Annotated in this window: 19 protein-coding genes; 10 read left to right on the top strand and 9 right to left on the bottom strand. The window is 46.0% G+C overall.

The genetic code is table 11. The features are described from left to right. Positions 1 to 146: 146 nt before the first annotated feature. The 3 genes from map to QT994_RS07205 all read right to left on the bottom strand — a co-directional run bounded on the left by map (position 147) and on the right by QT994_RS07205 (position 3,422). Positions 147 to 908, bottom strand: coding sequence for a type I methionyl aminopeptidase (gene map, locus QT994_RS07215; RefSeq protein WP_333046484.1), 762 nt, complete (start codon positions 906 to 908; stop codon positions 147 to 149). Positions 909 to 1,043: 135 nt separating this feature from the next. Beyond that, positions 1,044 to 2,129 (bottom strand): glycosyltransferase family 4 protein, encoded by a 1,086-nt coding sequence (locus QT994_RS07210; RefSeq protein WP_333172952.1) that lies wholly within the window; start codon positions 2,127 to 2,129, stop codon positions 1,044 to 1,046. Between the two features lie 93 nt (positions 2,130 to 2,222). Beyond that, entirely contained in the window at positions 2,223 to 3,422 is a 1,200-nt protein-coding gene (locus QT994_RS07205) for a HEAT repeat domain-containing protein (RefSeq protein ID WP_333172950.1), read from the bottom strand. An 895-nt stretch (positions 3,423 to 4,317) separates the two neighbouring features. Between QT994_RS07205 and QT994_RS07200 the strand changes: the two genes are divergently transcribed. Next, positions 4,318 to 6,072: a CapA family protein gene (locus QT994_RS07200; protein WP_333172947.1), complete on the top strand. Its 1,755-nt coding sequence runs from the start codon at positions 4,318 to 4,320 to the stop codon at positions 6,070 to 6,072. Between the two features lie 163 nt (positions 6,073 to 6,235). Here QT994_RS07200 and QT994_RS07195 read toward each other — a convergent pair whose 3' ends face one another. From QT994_RS07195 to QT994_RS07185, 3 genes are all read right to left on the bottom strand, one after another. Continuing rightward, positions 6,236 to 7,327 (bottom strand): PfkB family carbohydrate kinase, encoded by a 1,092-nt coding sequence (locus tag QT994_RS07195; protein ID WP_333172945.1) that lies wholly within the window; start codon positions 7,325 to 7,327, stop codon positions 6,236 to 6,238. Positions 7,328 to 7,431: 104 nt separating this feature from the next. After that, positions 7,432 to 7,566, bottom strand: a complete 135-nt coding sequence (locus QT994_RS07190; protein WP_333172943.1) for a hypothetical protein — start codon at positions 7,564 to 7,566, stop codon at positions 7,432 to 7,434. Between the two features lie 47 nt (positions 7,567 to 7,613). Next, positions 7,614 to 8,165: a response regulator gene (locus QT994_RS07185; RefSeq protein WP_333172940.1), complete on the bottom strand. Its 552-nt coding sequence runs from the start codon at positions 8,163 to 8,165 to the stop codon at positions 7,614 to 7,616. A 198-nt stretch (positions 8,166 to 8,363) separates the two neighbouring features. Between QT994_RS07185 and lipA the strand changes: the two genes are divergently transcribed. Both lipA and QT994_RS07175 read left to right on the top strand, forming a co-directional pair. Then, a complete protein-coding gene (gene lipA, locus QT994_RS07180) occupies positions 8,364 to 9,320 on the top strand; it encodes a lipoyl synthase (RefSeq protein ID WP_333172939.1) in 957 nt (318 codons plus the stop codon). A 126-nt stretch (positions 9,321 to 9,446) separates the two neighbouring features. Next, positions 9,447 to 9,593 (top strand): photosystem I protein PsaX, encoded by a 147-nt coding sequence (locus tag QT994_RS07175; RefSeq protein ID WP_333046472.1) that lies wholly within the window; start codon positions 9,447 to 9,449, stop codon positions 9,591 to 9,593. Positions 9,594 to 9,783: 190 nt separating this feature from the next. On the opposite strand, the gene QT994_RS07170 is transcribed toward QT994_RS07175, so the two are convergent. Beyond that, positions 9,784 to 10,143, bottom strand: coding sequence for a hypothetical protein (locus tag QT994_RS07170; protein WP_333172936.1), 360 nt, complete (start codon positions 10,141 to 10,143; stop codon positions 9,784 to 9,786). A gap of 78 nt (positions 10,144 to 10,221) precedes the next feature. On the opposite strand from QT994_RS07170, the gene QT994_RS07165 reads away from it, so the two are divergent. Further along, positions 10,222 to 10,839, top strand: a complete 618-nt coding sequence (locus tag QT994_RS07165) for a DJ-1/PfpI family protein (protein WP_333172934.1) — start codon at positions 10,222 to 10,224, stop codon at positions 10,837 to 10,839. Between the two features lie 106 nt (positions 10,840 to 10,945). Here QT994_RS07165 and QT994_RS07160 read toward each other — a convergent pair whose 3' ends face one another. Further along, positions 10,946 to 11,836 (bottom strand): sugar ABC transporter permease, encoded by an 891-nt coding sequence (locus QT994_RS07160; protein WP_333172932.1) that lies wholly within the window; start codon positions 11,834 to 11,836, stop codon positions 10,946 to 10,948. A gap of 59 nt (positions 11,837 to 11,895) precedes the next feature. Here QT994_RS07160 and QT994_RS07155 point away from each other — a divergent pair, with 59 nt between their 5' ends. From QT994_RS07155 to QT994_RS07145, 3 genes are all read left to right on the top strand, one after another. Next, the gene (locus QT994_RS07155; protein WP_333046468.1) at positions 11,896 to 12,471 is read left to right on the top strand and encodes a GNAT family protein; all 576 of its coding nucleotides are present in this window, start codon (positions 11,896 to 11,898) and stop codon (positions 12,469 to 12,471) included. 266 nt (positions 12,472 to 12,737) lie between these two features. After that, positions 12,738 to 13,430 carry a phosphoribosylglycinamide formyltransferase gene (purN, locus tag QT994_RS07150; RefSeq protein WP_333172930.1) on the top strand — a complete coding sequence of 231 codons (693 nt, stop codon included), beginning with the start codon at positions 12,738 to 12,740 and terminating at the stop codon, positions 13,428 to 13,430. After that, the gene (locus QT994_RS07145) at positions 13,423 to 14,532 is read left to right on the top strand and encodes a methyltransferase domain-containing protein (RefSeq protein WP_333172928.1); all 1,110 of its coding nucleotides are present in this window, start codon (positions 13,423 to 13,425) and stop codon (positions 14,530 to 14,532) included. Before purN ends, QT994_RS07145 begins: the two co-directional genes overlap by 8 nt. 95 nt (positions 14,533 to 14,627) lie before the next feature. Here QT994_RS07145 and rlmN read toward each other — a convergent pair whose 3' ends face one another. Continuing rightward, positions 14,628 to 15,743 carry a 23S rRNA (adenine(2503)-C(2))-methyltransferase RlmN gene (gene rlmN, locus QT994_RS07140; protein WP_333172926.1) on the bottom strand — a complete coding sequence of 372 codons (1,116 nt, stop codon included), beginning with the start codon at positions 15,741 to 15,743 and terminating at the stop codon, positions 14,628 to 14,630. A 339-nt stretch (positions 15,744 to 16,082) separates the two neighbouring features. Between rlmN and lgt the strand changes: the two genes are divergently transcribed. From lgt to QT994_RS07125, 3 genes are all read left to right on the top strand, one after another. Further along, the gene (gene lgt / locus QT994_RS07135) at positions 16,083 to 16,976 is read left to right on the top strand and encodes a prolipoprotein diacylglyceryl transferase (protein ID WP_333172924.1); all 894 of its coding nucleotides are present in this window, start codon (positions 16,083 to 16,085) and stop codon (positions 16,974 to 16,976) included. Between the two features lie 120 nt (positions 16,977 to 17,096). Next, positions 17,097 to 17,903, top strand: coding sequence for a precorrin-4 C(11)-methyltransferase (gene cobM, locus QT994_RS07130; RefSeq protein ID WP_333172921.1), 807 nt, complete (start codon positions 17,097 to 17,099; stop codon positions 17,901 to 17,903). Positions 17,904 to 18,083: 180 nt separating this feature from the next. After that, positions 18,084 to 18,923, top strand: coding sequence for a dienelactone hydrolase family protein (locus QT994_RS07125; protein WP_333172918.1), 840 nt, complete (start codon positions 18,084 to 18,086; stop codon positions 18,921 to 18,923). The last annotated feature ends 49 nt before the right edge of the window (positions 18,924 to 18,972 follow it).

Below are 18,972 nucleotides of genomic sequence, written 5' to 3'. Positions count from 1 at the left end.
AGGTTGATGTGGGTTATCGGTTGTGGCGGGGCGGGTTTATCTAGATTGTTGATAATCGTTAGATATTGTCGGTGAAACCCGCCCCTACGGGATAGGGTTAATTATTGATTTAGGAGTGAGTTTTTCAGATTGTTTGTTAATGATTGCTAAGGCAAAGTCAGAATTTCCACCCCAGAATCAGTCACAGCTAACGTGTGTTCGAATTGAGCCGAAAGCTTTCCATCCTTGGTGATAGATGTCCAACCATCGGCGAGAATTTCCACTTCCCAAGTGCCTTCATTAATCATCGGCTCGATCGTAAAAACCATGCCTTGTCTGAGCTTCTTTCCCGTGCCCCGTTTGCCGTAGTGCAGAATTTCCGGTTCAGTATGAAAGACTCGGTGAACCCCGTGCCCGGCAAAATTTCGCACTACCGAAAAACCCTGTGCTTCAGCATATTCTTGAATCGCTGCACCGATGTCCCCAGTACGAGCACCCGGTTTAACTTCAGCAATTCCTCTTCTGAGACATTCCTCCGTTACTTCAACTAACTTTTTAGCGACAGGTGAAGGTTTCCCGACAAAAAAAGTCTTGGAAGTATCGCCATGATAACCATCTACTAAAGGCGTTACATCAATATTAATAATGTCACCTTCTTTAAGGATTTGTTTCGCATTGGGGATGCCGTGACAGACTACTTCATTGACGCTTGCACACAGAGATTTTGGAAATCCTTTATAGCCTAGCGGAGCGCTTTTTGCTCCGTGTGCCAATGTCCAGCGTTCGGCTTCGTCGTTAATTTCGAGAGTGCTTACTCCCGGTTTAACCATCGGTTCGAGATGTAGCAGAAGTTCGGCCGCTAAACGGCCTGCTTGGCGCATTTTTTCTATTTCTCTACTGGATAAAAGCACTAAACGTTCGGTTGCCATAGTTTTTTCAGGTTTCTTTTTTGGTGATCGATTAAGAGTTTATGTAACTCAATTTTAGAAGAGAGTTGAATTGCTGTTCAATAAACTTGTAAGGCGCATCAGCGAGCGAATGTTTCTAAAAATTAGCCAGTATTATTACTGACGCACCCTACTAGCAGTGATAGATTTGAACCAGTGTTCACAACGATCGCCCAAAGCTGCTAAAGAATATTCTACCTCTGCTTGTCGCCTGCAAGCGCTGCGGTCAATTTGGTCTAAGCGGGCGATCGCACCTACCAAGCCATTTACACTATCAGGCTCCACTAAAAAGCCCGTCAGTCCGTCTCTAACAATTTCCGCCGGCCCCCCGCGCTCGTAAGCAATCACGGGCACACCGCACGCTAAAGCCTCGATGGCGACATTTCCGAAAGCTTCCACCCAACGTGGTGTCATCAACAATGCTCGGCACTGACGGACTTGCTCTTGCATTTGGGTTGTTGTCAGAAACCCTAAATATTCTACCGGAGCATCCGGGTAATCTGCACAAATTTTTTGCCAATAATCCTCATCTTGCATTTTGCCCATAATTTTCAGGGGAATGCCTGTAATTTTCGCTGCTGCTACTGCATCTTCTAAGCCTTTTTCCGGGGCGATGCGGCCTAGCCAAGCTAATTTAGACTGCGGTTGGTTGCAAAATTCGTACAGGGATAAATCTATGCCATTTCCCAACAACTGACATTCATCGGCAAAGGCGAATGTTTTGGCTTGAGAAGCGGTGTGAACTCCGATCGTACCAGGAAACTGGACTGCGGTTTGTCCGGCGATGCGATCGAGGGCAGCAGAAAGGGAGCCCATGCTGATCAAATGTGCGATCGGAGTCCTAAAAAATGGTGTCAAATAAAACGGCAGCCAATCGTAGGCAAAATTAACAATCACATCCCATTCATCCTGAACTTGGCGAGCATATTCCCACATATTCGCCAGCACAGAATCTGCGGGCATCACAATAGGATCATTGTAATCTTGTGTTTGGGCGGTTACTTGCAAATCACCCGTTATTTCGCTTACTGGAATTGATTCTAAGACTGATCCTATCGGCGCTACAACTGCTATTTTATGACCGCGACTCTGCAATTCTTTAGCAATGTTAAGGACTGTAAGTTCGACACCGCCACCCAACCCTGAACCTAGTTGACCGACCGAAGTTGACAGGAACAATAGTTTTAAATAGTTATTAGTCATTAATCAGTAGTCCTTAATTCTAACCTAATCTAAATTCTCAATTCTCCCCTCTCTAATTTCCCATCTCAAATTACGTGAAAATTGCTAGATTTATCAATCCCTCCCAGAACGCGGACGGATGCGATTCAACTGATTGATTGCCCAGCGAGCAGTTTCCTGAACTTCTGGATCGGGATCGTCCGTCGCACGGTGCAACAAGTAACTGATTTGATTCACCAATTCATAAATCCGCGTCAAGTCGCGAATTGCATTTTTACGCACTTCGGGATTTTCATTTTGCAGCGAAATTGACCACGCATTATTCATGGGTTTGAGCGTGCGAATGCCAATTTCCGAGAGACTTGCCAAAATTAAACTGTACTGCTTCGAGTCGGAATTTGGTAGCAAATCGAGCAACGGCTCAACTGCTCTGGAATCTCCCCGCTGACCTAGTTCCCAAATTGCTTTGCCCCTCTTTGCCGGATTTAGGTGCTGCAAATCTTCAATCAGTGCTTCAATAATATCAACTTTAGGTCTACCATCCGTTTCGGGAAGGGAAATATCTTTCTTGCGACTCGCTAGGGAATCGCCTTGATTAGTTGTTTCGGGAATGTTGAAACCTGTGTCGCTGTACCCATTGCTGTGAGTGTCCAAAGGCGAGGTGTCGGAATGAATTCGATCGCCCTCGACTGCTGCATCCTGGGATTCGGGTTCCCCGGATTCCCTGATAAAAGGTAAAGGTCGATCGCTGTTCTCTATACTGTAGTCTTTTGGCAAATCCAAAGAGTAGGGCAAGGCTGACAGCGGTTTTGATAGCCCAAAAGAAGCCTCTTGCTGTGTAATTGCGTGCGAGTTTGTAGGAGAATCGGGATTAGTAAATTGAGAGTTTCTGTGGTTGTGGCGATCAAATCTTCCCCGTCTTCGCTTAGAATAATTTGACTCGTCACTGCTAACTAATTTGAGCATGATAAATACTGCCGCTGCCGTGACGACAACTGCTGCCAAACCCAACATTAACAACCCCCGCTGGCGAGACAAAATGACGATGAAATTGGATATCGGTTTCGGGATTTTGGAATTGGATTTTGACGTTGTGGACAGCTTAGATTTGTTTTTATTGGGCGCTGGAGACGATTTGAGAGGCTTGGAGTCCTGGCGATCGTCCGGGGGAGAGTTCGCCTGAGCAATTTCTGGGGAAACAGCCCGGTAGGAGGCATTCAGAGCCTGGTGCTTTCCGTCCGCACTTGGACTGAACGCAGCGCCCAAACAGGCAATGCAGGTGAAAAAACATACAAAGGAGCGGTAATGCGCCATAAGACTCAATCGGGGTTTTGAGAGGCAACGCCGCATGACGAGCTTTAGTGTAACCAGGAGTTAGCTCGATCCTAGCTGCTATGGGCTCAACTAACTCACAAATAGCACCAGACTCGCGAAAAACCCGGGTTTGAGAGGGCACCGAGCCAGAGCTCATCAGCACAATTGTGTCATTGACGTGCAACTCCTTTAAATAATTAGTTTAAAACGAACTACTACATCGGCGGCTGCGGGTAAAGCAGCGGCATCCAGAAAGTTGATTGCAGCTAACCTCAGCAAGCGGAGCCTCAGCTACGTGCAGAGCCTGGGGCGCTAGCAGACGATTGTTGCTCGCTGTCGATTTCTCACCCATAGCGTGGCATGACCAAGAGTTTAACAAGCTTCCGAGCCTGTGGGTCGATCGTTTTTGTCTTAATTTGGGCGCAAGTCGGACAGGGGGATTGGCACTGGAAACGAGAAACCGGGTTTTTTCGTTAATTATTCGCTGCTAAACCGCATATTTTCAGTACATTCCAGGACGCACTCTCGACGCTCACAAACCAGTTTTATTTACCACAAATGCTGTAAGAAAGAGAGCGCTGATTTGACCGATATTAATTTGAAGGGGGCAATTATGCCGGATAGAAGTGTTTGGGCGATCGGCTAAGATAACCGTTAGGAAATATTGTATTCAGCAAGCAAGCGCCAAAAATCATACTATTTTGTAAAAATAGGGTCGGATTTAGTTAGGAGCTATAGTGAGAGCGAGTATACCGTTTCACGCACGCGCCTTCTCCCCACGTTCTGTTTATTTTTACCCACTTACTTAAGTTAAATCAATCGGTATTTCATCCTGCGCCACCAAATTTGATATAAGATCGAGCTAAATTTCTAGTGTGAGAGAGTAGAGGCATTTGTGAGCCAACAAGATATTTTAAATTTAGCAAAAGAAGGCGATGCCAGGGCGATCGCATTTCTGATCGGCCAAGCACTCCAAAGCTTCGGCGTCACGGCTAAAGCCAGCCGGGAAAATGACACCCTGCACCTGCTCCTGGAAGCAGAACAATTGCCCGCAGAAGAAGCCTGTCTTCGAGTCGCAGTCAAAGGGTTGCAGCGGCTGCAACCAAATAACCTTTACTCAGTAACAATTTACGGGCGGCAGGGCGGCCAGCAATTACCCGCTTGGACTCAGACGGTAGAATTAAAAAAACGCTTGACTTCCGAACCCGTGAGTGCATTAGTTGCCGTGAATGCCGCAGTAGCTGCGAGTGCAGCCGCTGCCGCGCGTGTACCAGCTTCCCCAATTCCTGTGGCTTTGCCCAAGCTAGAAAAAACTCAAAATGTCATAACTGCGCCGACTCAAACACCCGAAAAATCCCCGCCCACACCCCCTAAAATTCCCACTCCCAAACCCACAAATCAACGGCAGCAAAAACCATCACCACAGCCAGAGTTAGCCCGCACTAAAACTAAAAAATCTGGGCTGTCAATCGGTGCTCTGAGTCTAATTCTGGTGCCGATATCCGGCTTTGTTCTGGCTTCTCAATTTTACAAATCCTCAACCACCGCTACTAATAACCCTCTCACGTCAAAGCCTGCGGAACAAAAAGTGATCTCGACACCCGAACCTGCACCCGCAGCCAAACCCCTTCCAGCTCCACAATCGCCCTCCCAAGCTGCAAAAAAACCTGCCATTGTGTCGGCAACTGTCAGCATCAAAGCAGTTGGCGACATGGTTCCCGGCACAAATTATCCCTACAACAAACTGCCGGCAAAAAAAGAGATGTTATTAGAGTCGGTAAAACCGTACCTCAAAGGAGCTGATATTCTGTTTGGCAATTTTGAAAGCACAATGACCGATTATCCTTACAGTTCCAAAGCAGGCGGCGGACGAATGCTGGTTGCCTTTCGGACGCCTCCGAGTTATGCCAAAATCTTCAAAGATGTTGGTTTTGATATTTTGAATGTTGCCAACAATCACTCTTACGATTTTAACGAGCAGGGATTTAAGGACACGATTAAAAACATCGACAGCAACGGCATGAAGGCTGTTGGTAAAAGAGATCAAATTGTTTATCAAAATGTCAAGGGTGTGAATTTTGCATTTATCGGTTTCAGCAACTACGGCGAAGTTCACAATTCCTTGCTGGAAATGAAAGCGGGAGCCGAAGTTGTCAAAAAAGCGAAGCAAAATGCTGATATTGTAGTGATATCCGTTCATGCCGGAGCTGAAGGAACTGGGGCTCTGAATGTGAAAAATAAAAACGAATTATTTTACGGAGAAAACCGGGGAAATATGGTTTTGTTTTCGCGGACGATGATTGATGCGGGAGCCGATCTGATTTTGGGCCATGGCCCGCACGTTACCAGAGCTATGGAGCTTTATAAAGGTAAATTGATTGCTTATTCGCTGGGAAATTTTTTGGGTTATCGCACTTTGTCCACAGCAGGAGCACTCGGTCAATCTCTAATTTTGGATGTGAAAATGACTCCGCAAGGGGATTTTATTTCTGGTAAGATTATCCCCATCCAACTTGACGGGCGAGGGGTTCCGTCTGTTGATAACAATTTTAGGACTGTGGGGTTGATTGACCGTTTGACAAAGAGCGATTTTCCCAATAGCGGTTTGACAATTGATGACAAGGGACAAATTTTGAAAAAGAGTAAGTAGTTATTGGGAATTGGGAATTGGGCATGGGGCATGGGGCATGGGCATGGGACATGGGGCATGGGTAACGAGTAACTAATAATCCATAACCCATAACCAATAACTAATCACAAATAACAAATAACCAATTCCCCATTCCCCATTACCAATTACCAATCACCAATAATTAGTCATCAATCATTGCTTTCAAAGCTTCTTTCATCTCCTCTACGGTTGTTGTCGCCGTACCGAATTGACGCACGACAATACTAGCCGCCAAATTGCCCAAAACTGCCGCTTCCCAACCAGATGCACCAACGCACAAAGCTAAAGTCATTGCTGCTACAACTGTATCTCCAGCACCGGTTACGTCGAATACATCAGTCTTGTTAAAAGGGGGAATGTCCCAACTTTGAATGGCAAATTCCCCCTTTTCACAAATGGATGTTGGAGGGGGTGAATTTTTGATTTCTTCGCCGTTCGCCCTTTCAAACAAAGTCATCCCTTCTTCGCCGCGAGTAATCAGGATTTTTTGAGCTTGAGTTAAGTTCAACAAATCCCGTCCTGCTTGCATTAAAGTTGGAGGGTTTTTGATAGCATATCCGACGGCTTGCTCGGCTTCTGGCAAGTTCGGAGTAAACAGCATTGCTCCAGAATATCGCTGCAAATTTGTTTGAGCGTCTACAATTGTTTTGCCGGGAATCACTGCCGATTCGATCGCCAAATTCGTCAAAACTCCGTCGCCGTAGTCGGAACAAACCACTGCATCTACTGTCGGTATTTGCTGCCGGATGTAGTCTGCCAATTGCAACTGCAAATCTAAATCCGGCAACTCGTCCGATTTGCGATCGACTCGGACAATTTGCTGAGTCACAGACTGCCGCGCGTGCCCGGAAATTCGAGTTTTGGTGACAGTTGGACGCTGCGAATCGATTAAAATCCCAGCCGTATCAATTCCCGCCGCCTCAAAAATACTGCACAAAGCCTTTCCCTGGTCGTCTTTTCCCACCAAACCAGCAACTTTTACTTTGCCTCCCAGTTTGGCTAAATTATAGACAGCATTTGCGCCACCTCCGGGTACTTGCTGAGTATTTTCGTAGCGCAAAATCAACACAGGTGCTTCGCGGGAAATTCGCTCTACTTGTCCGGTAAGAAACTCGTCCAAGGTCAAATCTCCGATCGCTAATACCTGCGCTTGATCGAAGCAGTCTAATCTTTTCAATAATTGCTCTGTTGAGGCACGCAGTTGAGGCAAAAAATCGGAATAGTCGTTAGTCATTAACCAAAAAAATGAGACTGAGGAGTTAATAATTGAGTGTGGAACCAGCGGGAATTAAAAATCCTAATATTAATTAATAATTAATTTCCTCCCTTGTTGTATTTTTAACTTTTAATTGATTTTCTCACTGGGATTTTGAGAAACCAGTTGTAGGCTGTTGGCGATCGCACTCGCTCAAACAATTTGGCAAAAAAATGCGGATAAAATCGCAGCCATTGAGACTCAACTGAAAGTTTCACGGTGTGGAAGTTTCCTTCTACATAAGTGCCTTCAAAAAACAGCAGAATTATTTCAATTTCTGCTTGATGATCGTAATCACCTGAGTCATTTGTTTTTTGAGTGCATCAATTTCCGCTTGCATTTTCGCCATTTTCTGAGTCATCGCCTGAATTTCGGCGGCGCCCCCTCCAGAGCTGGATGCAGCGGCGGCGGCTGGGGCTTCCGGCACTGGTTTCTTTTTGGCCAGTACCATCGCCGATTTGATTGCCTCGGTTAGCTGCTTCTTCTCAAAGGGTTTGGCGATGAATGCAAAAAAATGCTTCTCAAAGGGTTTCGGAATTTTTTCCATCACCTCTTCTTCGCGGCCCGACATGATCACCAAAGGTATCTTAGAAAGCTCAGGATGGGCTTGCACTTTTTGATACACTTCCCAACCGCTGACTTTGGGCAGTAGGAAATCTAACATAATTAGATTTGGCCGGGCTTGACGGATCAGTTTGAGTCCCTCTTCGCCGTCTTTTGCTTCTAGAACTTCAAAGTTACCCTGAGGCAACATCTCTCGGACTCGGACGCGGATGACTTTACTGTCATCGATTACCAAGATTTTTTGACCAGCCACGACTGACTCCTTCAGTAATGAATGAGTGATGATTTGCAACCTTCAGTATATCCCTAACAGAATTCTACCCATAATTCTGGGCGAGTTTAGTTTTGTTGCACGTCGGCGCGATTCTGATTTCGGGTGATACTCCTACAAGTTCAGGGGCTTTGATTTCGGATACGATCGAAGGAATTAACTCAATCGCCACTTAATTTTATGTCGCCCCAAACTCCTAAAACTCCTACTGTCAAAGCAGTTGCCGCCCAAATGCGGGGTGAAATCGAGGCGATGCCGGAGTGGTTGCGTAGGCCCGTTGGCAAAGCTAGCGAACTTTCCCAAGTGCAAAAAATTATCAAACAGCGGCAAATTCACACGATTTGTGAGGAGGGGAGATGTCCCAACCGGGGCGAGTGCTACGCGCAAAAAACGGCGACTTTTTTGTTGATGGGGCCGACTTGCACCCGCGCTTGTGCTTTTTGTCAAGTAGATAAAGGTCATTCTCCGATGCCCCTCGACCCGGAGGAACCGCAAAAGGTGGCTGAGGCGGTGCAGTTGTTGGGTTTGCGCTATGCGGTGCTGACTTCGGTGGCGAGGGATGATTTGCCGGATGGGGGTGCGGGTTGGTTTGCCAGGACGATCGCCCAAATCCGTCTTCTGAACCCGGATACTGAAGTTGAGGTACTGACGCCGGATTTTTGGGGAGGAATCGGGAGGAGTTCAGAGGGGGAGAATTCCGACCTCGATGAGTTGCAGCGACAGCGGATTCGCACGGTGGTGGAGGCTAAACCGGCTTGTTACAACCACAATATTGAGACGGTGCGCCGCTTGCAAGGGCCGGTGCGGAGGGGGGCGAAGTACGATCGCTCGATCGACGTTCTCCGTACTGTCAAGCAACTTGACCCCAGCATTCCCACAAAATCGGGTTTGATGTTGGGGCACGGGGAAACCGAAGCCGAGATAGTCGAAGCGATGACAGATTTGCGGGACGCCAAGTGCGATCGGCTCACCCTCGGTCAATACATGAGACCATCTCTAGAGCACCTCCCAGTGCGTAAATACTGGACGCCGGCCGAATTTGATCGTTTCGGGTCGATCGCGCGGGAGATGGGGTTTGAGCGCGTGCGATCGGGGCCTCTCGTCCGCAGTTCCTACCACGCCGGAGAGAGTGATTGAAATTAATCTCAATTCAACTCGCTATAAACTCCTTGTTACAAAAAATAACTCTAGAGGATTGTGCATAAGTGCGACGCTCTCTGCTATTTGTAAATAGAGTGACATTATGAATTAGGAGCTTTACCTATGCCAGAGATAGCGAAGAACCAATTAAAATCCGAGTCCGTGATGAAAACGGGCAAATTCCCTTACCCCTTTCGGGCCGGCTGGTTTCTGTTGCTGTTAGCCATCAATTTTGTGGTTGCAGCCTTTTATTTCCATATCATTGAATAGTTCTGCAAGTTAACTTTTAGCAGGCCCTGTTGTTCTCGACCTCAACGTCAGAGAATGGGAGAAAGGGAGAGGGGGAGAGTTGGGAGTTTTGAGTTGGGGAGAATATGACTTTATTTTTCTAACTAATTACTACTGACTTTTTCCTTCTTCCCTCTTCCCTCCTCCTTCTGACAACTGACAACTGACTAACTTAGCGATTTCTCGACGATTCTAGCTTTGATAACCGCTCTTGAATTTTAATAACATCTTGCTTAGTTTCAATTGCCAAAGTTGCTAAATTGTCAAACATCGGGTCTCCCGAAAGCATTCTAGCATTTGTCCTACCCGAACCGGAAGGAGACGGAGGTCTGTTAACTCTAGAACCTTGATTCTGCAAACTGTAGATTTGTCCTCTGAGTTCAGAAATTTGACTTTCTAATTGAGTAATGCGAAATTCTAATTGACTTGTGGATTGAGCGGGCGTAAAAATTGGCGCTACAGCAATTGCTAAGGCACAAGCCAGACACAAAATACAGAGTTTCAGAGCGCGATGGCGAATTTTTTTCGGCATAGCTTTAATGATTTAAATTATACCATTTGTACGATAACAAATCGCCGAGATTTTTGGCCTCTATCAGAAGTATGTCTTATGGCAAGTAGGAATGTAGCTATTTTAATGTTCGATGATGTCGAGGTACTAGACTTTGCAGGCCCTTTTGAAGTGTTTTCGGTGACATCAGAATTAAATAAGGGCGATTCCCTTCGGGATAGCTTCGCTTCACGACCTTTTGCAGTCTCTACCGTAGCCGAACATCCGGGTGCTGTCAACGCCCGCAATGGTTTGAGTGTAAATCCTGACTGCACCATTTCCGATTGTCGGCCACCGGATATTTTAATTGTACCGGGAGGACAAGGTACGAGAAAGTTAATCGATAATTTAGCAGTTATTAATTGGATAAAAGATTGTGCGCCAACAGCAGAATTAGTGCTTTCTTTCTGTACGGGTTCGCTGCTTTTGGCAAAAGCTGGTTTGTTGGAAGGTTTGGCCGCAACTACACACCATCGCGCATTGGATTTATTGAAAAAATTAGCGCCCAACACAACTATTATCGAAAATCAGCGATTTGTAGATAACGGTAAAATCATCACTTCTGGGGGAATTGCTGCGGGAATTGATATGTCTTTGCACGTTGTCGGCAAGCTTTTGGGCACAGCACAAGCTGAACAAACAGCAGAGCACATGGAGTATAAAATTGGGAATTGGTAATTGGGAATCCCGTTAATTCAGCCCTTATGCAGAACCTGTCTATCTATAGTGCACACTGCGCGCCTTACCGCTATAATTCTCGCGCGTCCAACTACGCATAACCTAATTAAGAATCTTCCCCCCAAACTTTTAGTTGTAAATAAACTAATATCAAAGCTACAGCCATCAGGAAAGTTGCGGCAGCGGCTGCATAGCCAAAATCAAATTGCGAAAAAGCTTGCTCGTAAATATAATAAACTAGCAAATTAGTAGAGTTCAAAGGGCCGCCGCCAGTGATGACGTAAACTTGCTCGAAACTCCGCAGGGTAAAAATAGCAGTAGTAACCGTAGCAAATACTAAAGTCGGCCGCAAACCGGGTAAAGTGATGTACAAAAATTGCTGCCAAGCATTAGCTCCATCCAATTCTGCGGCTTCGTAACGATTGACCGGAATTGCTTGCAATCCTGCTAAAAATACTACCATATTAAAGCCTAATTGTTTCCAAACACTGAGCAGAATTATCACTGGCATTGCCCAAACTGTGCTACTCAGCCAAGGAATTGGATTTAAGCCGATCGCACTTAGTGCATTATTCACCGGGCCTTCAGTTTGAAACAACCACCGCCAACCCAAGCCCACTGCAACTAAAGAGGTAATCGAAGGAATAAAATAAGCGGTGCGGAGAGCTCCTCGCCAAGCAAACGAGCGATTTAGCAAAACTGCTAAGCCCAATGGAATCACTAAACTGGGAATGACTGTAGCAGTAGTAAAATAGAGCGTGTTTTGGAGAATTTGCCAAAAATCCGGGTTAGTGACTAGACGCCAGTAGTTGTTGAAGCCAATCCAACGCACTCCCGACTGGGTAAAGCTGCCGCTGGTAAAGCTGAGGTAAAATAAATAGGCGATCGGCCAAATCAAAAAAGTACCCAGAAACAGCAAAGCCGGGGCCAGGAAAGTCCAAGCTGCGATCGCATCATTATCCAACCAGTTAAAACGCCCAAATTTAATCCGAACCATTGGCTTGTAAATTTTAGCTTTTAGTTTTAAATGGTATCACAATATAGGTCAATCTCACAATGAACCTTCTCGATATATTAGCCAATTTACCTACTATAGAAACTGAAAGGCTGCTCCTCCGAAAAATAACTTTAAATGATGCCAGCGATATGTTTGAGTATGCTTGCAACCCGGAAGTATCAGAATACACAATGTGGTCAACTCACACCTCGCTCGAAGACACTAAATACTTTCTCAAGTCACTTACAAGAATGTACAAAAAACGAGAGCTTGTAGATTGGGGAATTGTCCACAAAGCCGAGAAAAAGTTTATCGGGACTTGCGGATTTGTGGAATGGAGTATGACCCACAGCCGCGCGGAAATTGGCTATGCACTTTCGCGAAAATATTGGGGCGAGGGATACATGAGCGAGGCGGTCAATGCAGTTATTGAATTCGGTTTTCGGGAGATGTTGCTAAATCGAATTGTGGCTCGATGTGAAGTTAACAATATTGCTTCGGCTCGGGTGATGGAAAAAGTGGGGATGCAATTGGAAGGGATATTGCGACAGCACCTATTTGTGAAAGACAGATATTGGGATCTAAAACTTTATTCGATTCTCAGGGAAGAGTTTTTTGGTAATATTGTAGAATAGGGTTGAATCAGTAAGTCACATAACCAAATATACTTAGGACTTAGCCAATATTTCCATGTAGAGTGCGACCAAGCACCCCTTACCCTTTACCTGTATTGTAAAAAGTGAGTGAATAGTTTTTATCTTTATGACCAAGAATTTCTTGATGGTACCAGCCCCCGGATTTATCCGTGGAATCAATCCAAAATCTAAAATCTAAAATCCTCAAGCCCCCGAATTTATCCCTGGGGTCAATCCAAAATCTAAAATCTAAAATCTAAAATCGAATGACCGCTAATCCAGTATCTGTTAATTCCCATGCCTGCCTGATTTCTCCTGAGATTGGTCAAAGTTCGTTAGCGAACCCCTCCAAGAGGATCGCTCCGACCCATCCTCCATTAAAATTAGGAGTTTTGGCATCAGGAAGCGGCAGCAATTTCGAGGTAATTGCCCAAGCCATCCAAAACCAACAACTCAACGCTCAAATCCCAGTATTAATTTACAACAACCCCGAAGCCAAAGCCGCCGCCAGAGCAGAAAAATACGGCATTCCCTCGATTATTCTCAATCACCGCGACTGCAAAAGCCGCGAAGAATTAGATACAAAAATTGTCAAAACTTTCCAAGAATATGATGTAGAATGGGTAGTGATGGCGGGTTGGATGCGAATTGTTACCAAAGTTTTGCTTGATGCTTTTGCCGATCGCGTTATTAACATTCACCCCAGCTTACTGCCGAGTTTCCCAGGAATTCGCGCCGTCGAGCAAGCACTGGCAGCCAAGGTTAAAATCACCGGATGTACGGTGCATATCGCCCGTTTAGAAGTAGATAGCGGGCCGATTTTAATGCAGGCTGCGGTGCCGGTATTGCCTGATGATACCACAGAAACGTTGCACGCTCGAATTCAGGTGCAAGAGCACAAGATTATGCTCGGTGCGATCGCACTTATTGCCGACTCTAATCGAAAATATTGTGACTAAAAACCTTACCAGTGCTGCATCTTCCCCGGAATTGCCTGTCAGCAAATCACCCGAAACAGGCCCGCCGCTGACAGATGGCAATCGCCTGAAATTAATTCTCAAAGAAAGGCTCAAAAGGAGCATCGGCCTCAAGGGAGAATTCTATCTGCCTTGCTTGCCATCGATGCTAAATGACTATCTTAAATTACTGTCAGACTTCTTAAACATTCTCGGACAAAACATCGACGCTGCCCAAACCGAAAACTTGCGAACATTAATCGCCAACGCCTTAGCAGAAGGATTCAAAAATTCTCCCCACGCTAATCTCATAGTCTCCTATTTTCCCGCCAATTCCCAAAGCGGTTTAGCCGGCGGCATTACTCTGAATACCAAGATTCAAGTCGAATCGATGGCCCAGAAATATCATAGCTGGCCGGATATTCGCCCCGAACCTTTATTCGGCAGCCATCCCGATGCCAAAGTCATCGCCATTGCCGCCGAATTAGGCGAACCTCCAAAAGCACCTATTTTAGATGTTGGTGCGGGCCCAGGGCGCAATAGTCTGCCTTTAGCAAGGTTAGGCCATTCCGTGGATGCGATCGAACTAACGCCGATATTTGCCGACAAACTATCATCCGCAGCCACCGCCGAAAACTTGCCGATAAATGTCACCCAAGGCGACGTTTTAGACCCATTATTGAGGATGAAAACTTATCGGTACAAATTAGCCATTGCTACCGAAGTTCTCTCCCACTTCCGCTACCCCGAACAAATTCGTCTTTTCCTGGGCAAAATGTCCGATGCTGTTTTAAGTGGCGGGTTTATCTTATTCAGTGCTTTCTTAGCTGTAGAGGGGTACGAACCCGATGAGATGGCAAAACAAATGTCTGAATTGTGTTGGTCTTATCTGATTACCCGAGAAGAATTGCAAGCAGCAATAGAGGGTTTGCCGTTAGAAATTATTTCTGATGAATCTGTGATTGAATACGAACAAAAACATTTGCCTGATTCAGCGTGGCCACCGACACCTTGGTTTGTCAGTTGGGCTAGCGGGCGCGATTTATTTTCTGTGCAACAAACACCGCCCTTAGAGTTGCGGTGGATACTTGTTAAACGCTTGTAGCTAAAGTAGTAGAGTGGGTCAGGATGTGGTTTCTCAATAATTGATAAAATAACCCACTCTGACGCACTCTACTACAATTTTTAGGGATTAAAAATTCAATTTTCAACCTCCGATGCCCGCAATTGCCCGCAGGCCGCATCTGCTTCTAAGCCGCGAGAATAGCGCACGCTAACTGCAATTTTCTTTTCCTTCAAAACCGAAACAAAACTGTTAATTCGATTGGGAGTCGGTCGCTTATATTCAGCTTCCTGAATCGGATTGTAAGGAATCAAATTGACGTGACACTGAAAGCCACGCAACTGACTAGCTAACTCGGCTGCGTGTTCCGGTAAGTCATTCACACCTGCTAAAAGTACGTATTCAAAACTCAATCTGCGTCCAGTCGATCGCACATATTCCCGACATTCTGCGATTAACTCACCCAAAGGATAAGGGCGGGCGCTAGGAATTAACTCTTCGCGCAATCTTTGATTAGAAGCGTGGAGGCTGACGGCGAGGGTAACTTGCAGTTGATGTTCGGCTAGTTGGCTGATGCGATTGCGAATTCCTACTGTGGAAATGGTGATATTTCGCTGTCCAATTCCTACGTCTTGATTCAAACACTTGACAGCAGCTACAACATTATCGAAATTTAGCAGGGGTTCGCCCATTCCCATAAATACGATGTGGCTGACTCTGCGGCCGAAATCTTGCTGTACTGTCAAGACTTGATCGACGATTTCGTGTTTTTCTAAATTACGCTTGAAACCGCCTTTTCCGGTAGCGCAAAAGTCGCAGCCCATCGCGCAGCCAACTTGGGCTGACACGCACACAGTCAGGCGTTTATCGGTGGGAATGCCGACTGTTTCAATGATTTGACCGTCTGCCAATTTTAAGAGATACTTTACCGTGGCGTCTGGTGCGACGGATCGATAGTGAATGGTCGATCGCCCGATCGGAATTTTAGCAACAGTCTCGCGCCACTGTTTCGAGAATACGGAAATGTCAGAGATCGATCGCGCGCCTCTCTCATAAATCCACTGGTACAACTGCTTTCCCCGATAAGCAGGTTGCCCATTTTGCTGCACCCACTCCGTTAACTCAGCCAAACTAGCCCCCAGCAAGGGCGGAATTTTACCCGACTCAACAGCCAAAGCAGCAGTCTTGCGAGACTGATTCGCACCCTTGGAATTACCAGAAGAGTACACCTGAGAAACGGAAGTAGGAGACATAGGTCATCAGAAAATTTAAAGCCATTCTCTATATTAAAACTTCTCGACCAAAGCTGCCGTTAATCCTCAAAAAGGTGAAGTCTCGATCCCCCTAAATCCCTCTTAATCAGGGGGGATTTGAGAATAATCCGGTTCCCCCCTTTAAAAAAGGGGGTTAGGGGGCTCTTATTATGGACTCACAAAGAAAACTCCAGACACCAATGTCCCCAACAAAGTTAATTTTTGGCAAAATTCCCCAAATATTGCGTGTAAATGACCATACCCACCTAAAATAAACTCTGGAGTTTGTTAAAGGGTGTGCAAATTTGACAGCTTTCCATCACAATTAATGCAACTTTTATGGTGCTAAATATTCTTGCGCTGCCCTTAGCGTTTCAATTTACATCGCCGGGCCCAATTATCTTTCAACTTGGCCCCGTAGCCATTCGCTGGTACGGGCTGTTAATAGCTTCTGCAGTCTTGATTGGGGTCAGCCTGTCCCAATACTTGGCCGAAAAGCGCCGCGTCAACCCGGAATTGCTGGGCGATTTGGCAATCTGGTTGGTTCTGGGCGCTATTCCCTGTGCTCGAATTTATTACGTAGCTTTTGAGTGGCAGCAATACTCCCAGAGGCCTGAAGACATTATTGCGATTTGGAAAGGCGGAATTGCCATTCACGGGGCGATTTTGGGTGGCACGATCGCAGCTTTAATTTTTGCGAAAATCCAGCGAGTTTCTTTTTGGCAATTAGCCGATTTAATCGCGCCTTCGGCAATTCTCGGTCAGGCGATCGGACGCTGGGGAAATTTCTTTAACTCGGAAGCTTTTGGTAGTCCTACGGATTTGCCTTGGAAACTCTATATTCCGCCAAACAGCCGCCCGTCCGCCTACGCTAATTTTGAATACTTCCACCCCACATTTCTCTACGAATCCCTGTGGAATCTGACAGTATTTGGGTTGCTTCTGACTTTATTTTTCCGCGATTTGCAGGGCAAAATTCGATTAAAAACTGGGGCTTTATTTTTGGTTTATATCGCAGCTTACAGTTCCGGTCGAGTCTGGATTGAAGGGTTGCGGACTGATAGTTTGATGTTCGGGCCACTGCGGGCTGCACAGATGGTAAGCTTGACTGGGATTGTTTTAGGGTTGGGCGGGTTAGCTTGGCTTTATTTGCTTGATCGACCTTTACCCGATGTTGTCTCCCCCAATAGCGATCGGGCTAAGATACCTCAGAAATTCCCAGAGGATCAATAAAAAACCCCAGAGAGGTTAGTCTCTAGGGTTCAAAACCAGGGTGCATCTACCATCCCTTACTTCCCGCTAAAATAGGTACATCCGGAAGAGTCCGTAAATTTAGCAAATTTTTTAGCAGCAATGAGTTTGACACAGATTGAAGCCCTAATTCCAGGGGTATACATTGTAGGTGCAGGCCCGGGAGACCCGGATTTGTTGACTGTTAAGGCTCAAAAATTACTGGCTGCGACTGATGTCATATTATTTGCTGATTCCTTAGTCCCAGAGCAAATTTTGCAGGGGGTACGCACGGATGCTGAAGTTATCCAAACTGCGGATAAGACCCTGGAAGAGATTGTACCTTTGATGGTGGAACGAGTGCGCGACGGAAAAAGCGTCGTCCGTCTCCATTCCGGCGATCCCTGTCTCTACGGGGCCGTCGGCGAACAAATGCAAGCTTTGGCCTCCGAGGGAATTGCTTTTGAGGTAATCCCGGGAATTAGCGCTTTCCAACTTGCGGCGGCTAAACTTAAAATTGAGTTGACAGTTCCCGGAGTTGTGCAGACAATTATTTTGACGCGAATTAGCGGCAGAACCGAAGTACCGGAACGCGAAGAATTGGCGAGTTTAGCGGCTCATCAAGCTAGTTTGTGCCTGTATTTGAGTGCCCGCCATGTCGAACAAGCTCAAGCTAAATTGATGGAACATTACCCATCGGATTTGCCTGTAGCGATTTGTTATCGGTTGGGCTGGCCGGATGAAAAAATTGTGCTAGTTCCCCTTGACAAAATGGCAGTTGCTACGCGCGAAAATAATTTGATCAGAACGACGATGTATGTCATTAGTCCGGCTTTGGGAAAATCAGCAGAAGGGCGATCGCGCTTGTACCATCCAGAGCACGATCGGCTTTTCCGACCATCGAAGGAAGTTCGGCAACGGATTTTGTAACGGATGTAACGGATGTCAGGAAAAAGAAAGTTCGGCAACGGATTCTGTAACGGATGTAACGGATGTCAGGAAAAAGAAAGAAGGAAGAGGGAAGAAGGAGCAATTATGAAATAACCAATTACCAATTCCCAATTCCCAATTACCCAATCTAAAATCTAAAATCTAAAATCTAAAATCGCCATGACTGATTTAACTCGCAGACAATTTATCACTGTCACCGCATTAAGCGCCGGATTTGCCTTAGCAGTTCATCCTATTGCCGCTGCCGTTATCAATACGGATGCTGCTGGTTTAATAGCAGGTGAGGTAAAAATTCCCGTAAAAGACGGCTCAATTCCAGCCTACAGAGCAATGCCAGCCAGCGGCAGCAATTTTCCAGTTATTTTAGTAATTCAAGAAATCTTCGGAGTTCACGCACACATTCAAGATATTTGCCGCCGTTTTGCAAAATTAGGTTATTTGGCGATCGCCCCAGAAATGTTTGCCCGTCAAGGTGATGTTTCTAAAATCACCGACATCCAAGAAATTATTAGTAAAGTTGTCTCGAAAGTTCCTGACGCTCAAGCTATGTCCGATTTAGATGCTACCGTAGATTGGGCACAAAAATCAGGAAAAGGCAATACTAATAAGTTGGGAATTACAGGATTTTGCTGGGGTGGCAGAATTGTTTGGCTGTACTCTTCCCACAACCCCAAAGTTAAAGCTGGCGCGGCTTGGTACGGGCGTTTGGTTGGCAATTCTACGGCTTTAACTCCCAAACAGCCGATCGACATTGCAGCAACTTTGAAAGTGCCTGTATTGGGGCTTTACGGTGGCAAAGACGAGTCAATTCCCAACGATACAGTCGAGAAAATGCGGGAAGTTCTCAAAACTGGCGGCAGCGGTTCTGAAATTGTGCTTTATCCAGATACGCCGCACGGTTTTAACGCGGACTATCGCCCCAGTTACCGGGAAAAAGAAGCTGAGGATGCTTGGAAACGGATGCAAGATTGGTTTAAGAAGCACGGAGTTGCACAATAGTTTTGAGATTCCTTCGTTTTTCGCAACCCTTTACCCCTCGATGAGTTTT

It is taken from the genome of Microcoleus sp. S13_B4 (genome assembly GCF_036700885.1).
GTDB lineage: Bacteria > Cyanobacteriota > Cyanobacteriia > Cyanobacteriales > Microcoleaceae > Microcoleus.
The sequence above is the reverse complement of the archived record's forward strand: the minus strand, read 5'-3'. Positions and strand labels throughout refer to the sequence as shown.